Origin of the sequence: Microcoleus sp. AT3-A2, from assembly GCF_036705685.1 — a bacterium.
Classification (GTDB): Bacteria; Cyanobacteriota; Cyanobacteriia; order Cyanobacteriales; family Microcoleaceae; genus Microcoleus.
Window position 1 is genome coordinate 1 of the sequence record NZ_JAUBVF010000123.1, and the last position, 3,883, is coordinate 3,883.

Here is a 3,883-nt window from a genome sequence, read left to right on the forward strand (position 1 = left end):
GAAAGTTTTTTTAGTTATTTAGCAATGCACAAATTTAGGTGTTTGTCAAATTAATTTAGATGCGTTTACCCTGGGGTGCACGCAGAATACAGAGCATCCTCTGGTTAGCGGAGAATCTCCCAGCGGTGCAACAATGAGTTTAGAACTCAAATAATTAATTTAACACCTATGGATCAACGGCTGCGCCAACTAATTGAGGAGGTATGCGAGTATCCCCAAAACAGCTCCCAAAGGCGCAAAGCGATGAATCGATTGCTCGCCGAACTACAGGAACTTCCCGGACTACTGCGAGTGTCACATCCCGATTATTTAGAAGCCTTAAATAAAACCTGGGAATGGGTGAACAAAAGCATTTGCTGGGAGCATCCCGGTTTTGTAAATGGTTAAAAGTATGATATGAGCCAAAATTTTTCGCCCTGCGCTACATGATAGAACGGAAAAGTTGTCGCCCGCAGGCTAACCGAACTGGCGATAGAGGAGTATTTAAAGTATGGGAATTGGGAAGAAAAATATAGAAAAGGTGTCTATATTCTAAATTAATTCATTCAAGTAAGCACACCTAAGTTTGAGCATTTGATTAATATTTTTACTCCCCCACTGAGCGCCAGAAATTTTCAATCTTCTATCAATCTGTTTCACTAATGATTCCACCGCTCCCGACCCAATAAAACAAATATTTTGACCCGACAATCGGTGATAGTTAACAATTCGATTCCGATGTTTTGTTAGATATTTACAAAAGTTGGTAGTCTGACGACTACTGCACAACTCAAACAACTTAATGGTTTCATCTATACGACCTTGCCACAACAATTCTTTGGCTTGAGAAAGCCGTTTCTTAGACCCTGCTACTTTGTACAGATTTTCTACTAAATGATACCAGTCTAAGATTTCTCGGCGATTGCCATCCGGATTGAATTTACCGATAATATTCCAAATTCCATCGTGTCCATCGCCTACACAAGTCAGTAGGGCATTTAACGGCTGACGATTCACATAATCAATCAACACTTCATTCTGGAGAAAATATGCACCATAAAAGCTGTCATGAAGACTAACTGCTTTATAATCGAGCCAGTGAGAACCCTCTCCTTTTGCTCCTCTAATACGCACTTTTCCTCCATCCACACTGGTTTCTTTAATGGGATCGGAGGCTACTGGTTCAACCCACTCTTGGTTTTCTACCAATCTATGTAAAGTGGTATGACCTATCTTGACTCCCGTCTGTACCTCAATTTCTTGAGATGCCTTGGAATAGGATAACAGCGCCACTTGTCTCCGTCAGCATTTCTCAAAAAAAGGGGCCAAGCGAGTCGATTTTTTGAGATTTAATTTTTCTGCTTGTTTTTCAGTAATTTTTAACTCACCCACACAGCTTTTTACTGTTCGGGGGCGTCCTTTGTCTGTTCCCGTGGTTTCTTTGATAAAAAAAAGCCACTTGGGGTCCCACTATCTCTATCCATTGTTTTCTCAGGTGCCCTTCTATTGTTTCCAGGCTCTCTAATGCTTCGGGGGGAGTGTTTCTGTATAAAATTTTGGCGATTTCAGCAGTATAAGCTTGTAAACGTCCTTGTTCGTCAGGCGTCATTTTGAGTCCCTCAAAATTATTTATTGACTATTGTAACTCTTGAGACACTCTATTCTTCAGTTGCTATAAAATGGCTTATTGACTCTAAAATATATTTTTGGAGGAAGCTAAGTGTTGGCTTTTCCCAAAAGCAGCGGATTTTATCATACTTTTGTATACTTGCAAAATCGGGATGCTCCCTTTGCGATCGCTCTCTGGATCAGAATTTGTCGCTTGCTATTCTCCCCAACTTGGTGATTTATTAGAACGCAAATTTGAAGAGGCGGAGGGCGATCGCCAGTTTGCCGAAAACCAGCGTAATTCCTATTCAGAAGGTTCTGCCGACTATCTGCAATGGCTACAAGAGGAAGAAAAGCGGGCCGAAACAGCAACACGCAATTACAAAACTTTGCAACGACTGGAAATAATTAGTTGCTTAGATTTCCCTTTTGCTGACCCTTTTTATTGGGCCGCTTTCACTTGTTCTGGTTTACGGTAAACTTCAGCCTCAATCTAAATCTGGACTCTTCAGCATCCCCATTAATTTCCGCTTCCGATGGTGTATTTGCATAAGTTGAGAACGATAAGCACACCACTGAAGATTTTGCCCCATTTGTAAATAGGCAGCGCGGGCTTTTTCCAACCACTTAATTGCACGATCGTAGTCCTCTGATTTCCCCCGATCCATAATCGATTCAGCAAGCCGACAAGCATTGGCGATCACCCAATCGGGGCGGTGGGCGATCGCAGCCCCCATTACTCGGTGAATCAGTGCCGATTCGTAGCCACTCAAGCCATCAGCAACAGCGATCGCATCTTCAATAAGTTGCTCATAGAGAAAAATATCAACCTTTGCTTCAGAAACTCCCCAACTTCTATCACTTCTCAGAGTTGCTAACAAATTTGCTTTCACAGTTGACCAACTGTCTCCTGCAAACTCCTTCACTAAAAGATAATCAGCAAAGGATGGTTTGATTTCAAAGACTAGCATTCTAGAATTTAATGCAACTTCGTTTTCTCCCAACTCAACAGCCAACTCACTCGTCCAAATTGCCAGTTTATAAAGGCAATTGCCTGACAAATTCAACCCAGTTTGAGCAATTTTTAGAGCTTCAGCTTGGGCTTCCTGTGCTTGTAAACTTTGAGCAAGAGCAAAAGCATCTTCCGCTGATTTTATCTGAGTAGCAGCAGCTTCCACTGCTTCTTCTATTCTCCCCAAACGACTTAACATCGTCAAGTATTGTTGAGGGCAGTTTTCTGCTTGCGCTAAGTATAAGTATTCTTGATAGCGTTCCTGGCGATCGAGGATTTGCAAGCGAATTAATGCTAAGCTTTTAGCACATTCTGGTGCCTCATTAGCTCCTATTTCTTGCCCCGTAATATTTCCTTGAAGTACCTCTTGAATTAGGGGGTCATCCCAACCTTGGCGTAATGCTTTCAAGCTCATGCTGAAATCGCAATCCCATTCATCTTGCCAAGCTTCTAACATCCCCTGAATATCGATCTCTTCTTCAGCAGTTAGTTCAGCCGTTAAAATGGCTTCTGTCCAAGCTTCATCCAAAGCGTTAGCTATATCAGAACTTTCAGCGCCATATTCTTCTACGTCATCCCAATCTTTAACGCAAGCTGCGGTGATGGCTTGTAAAATTACTAAGGCGTTGTTACCATCTCCCTCTGCGATCAATTCCTGCGCTTGCTGAATCACATCGCAAAGTTCTTCTGTAATGGGGTCTTCTTCCCCCCATCCCTCGTCGAAATAACGCACAGCATTTCGCAAAATTTGTCGTACTTGTTGTCTAAAAGAAGCCGGATTAATGGAGGTACGACGGGGTACTTTAGTAGGTTGCTGTGGAGGCGTAGGAATAGCACTTAAGTTAACGTATCGTTCGATCGGATCAATGAGTGAGGGTTCCTTTTCTACTAAATTTTGTATTAATTGCTGGGTTTGTACATCGTTGAGGCGATCGAGTAACTGTTCCAGTGTGGGGCGCTGCTCAATTATTTGTGGTTGTCGCAGACATAATAACATGGTAGCAACAATATGTTTACACCACCCAACGCGATCGTAAGCACAAGTGCAATTTGATGATGCGACATTAGCGTCATCAAAGTTTATCGTAATACGGTAAGGTTGCACAGCAGAACCCTCCACTATTGCTTGCACGATATTGCCACGCAGGACAGCGCTAGTACAGCTCGGCGTAAATACACAGACTATTAGGCCGCCAAGACTTTACCCTTATAAGCTGTTCGACATCTAAACTGCATTAACTAAGTTACCTTTATTTTTTATTTTTCGGTTCCATTTTATAATTA

3 protein-coding genes and 1 pseudogene are annotated in these 3,883 nt (G+C 42.3%); 2 read left to right on the forward strand and 2 right to left on the reverse strand.

Annotated features, from left to right (window positions below; genetic code table 11):
• Positions 1-168: 168 nt before the first annotated feature.
• Complete coding sequence (locus QUB37_RS29175; RefSeq protein ID WP_333168689.1) at positions 169-387, forward strand: hypothetical protein; 219 nt, start codon at positions 169-171, stop codon at positions 385-387.
• Positions 388-531: 144 nt separating this feature from the next.
• Here the strand turns inward: QUB37_RS29175 and QUB37_RS29180 are convergent.
• Positions 532-1,588: pseudogene (locus tag QUB37_RS29180) on the reverse strand (ISKra4 family transposase).
• A 172-nt stretch (positions 1,589-1,760) separates the two neighbouring features.
• Between QUB37_RS29180 and QUB37_RS29185 the strand changes: the two are divergent.
• Complete coding sequence (locus QUB37_RS29185; RefSeq protein WP_333168691.1) at positions 1,761-2,066, forward strand: hypothetical protein; 306 nt, start codon at positions 1,761-1,763, stop codon at positions 2,064-2,066.
• Between the two features lie 9 nt (positions 2,067-2,075).
• Here QUB37_RS29185 and QUB37_RS29190 read toward each other — a convergent pair whose 3' ends face one another.
• On the reverse strand, positions 2,076-3,731 hold the full coding sequence (locus tag QUB37_RS29190; protein ID WP_333168693.1) for an SWIM zinc finger domain-containing protein: 1,656 nt from the start codon (positions 3,729-3,731) through the stop codon (positions 2,076-2,078).
• Between the last annotated feature and the right edge of the window lie 152 nt (positions 3,732-3,883).

Coding starts and splice junctions, on each gene's coding strand:
- QUB37_RS29175 (WP_333168689.1), top strand. CDS start 169: ATGGATCAACGGCTGCGCCAACTAATTGAGGAGGTATGCGAGTATCCC.
- QUB37_RS29185 (WP_333168691.1), top strand. CDS start 1,761: ATGCTCCCTTTGCGATCGCTCTCTGGATCAGAATTTGTCGCTTGCTAT.